The organism is Vibrio sp. 10N.222.55.C6 (assembly GCF_041473395.1).
GTDB classification, from domain to species: domain Bacteria; phylum Pseudomonadota; class Gammaproteobacteria; order Enterobacterales; family Vibrionaceae; genus Vibrio; species Vibrio crassostreae_C.
The window spans coordinates 1-278 of the sequence record NZ_JBFRSD010000285.1; the positions used below are offsets into that span (position 1 = coordinate 1).

Sequence of the window (278 nt, forward strand, 5' to 3'; positions counted from 1 at the left end):
TTCAGTAACCGCAGTATCTGCATTACCGGTGTCGTGGGTATTTGCCGCGAATCGCCCTGAAGGTTTAGCTGCACTGGACATCAATGCATTAACGTGGGCAAAAGCAGAAGATCTACCGGATTACTACACCGTTTTAAATACCAACCCTTTGAATGCGTATCCGCCAGAAAGTATGCTTGCACCTGCTGTGACTCCTGCAGATGTTCCCTTTGTTCGTTGGAATGGCTTGATGCCAGATTTTACGGAGATGGATCCAGATACTTGGACCTTTGAAGTGA

General features: G+C 47.1%; 1 pseudogene. It reads left to right on the forward strand.

Annotated features, from left to right (window positions below):
- Positions 1 to 278: pseudogene (locus AB4486_RS23700) on the forward strand (molybdopterin containing oxidoreductase); the annotation flags it as partial.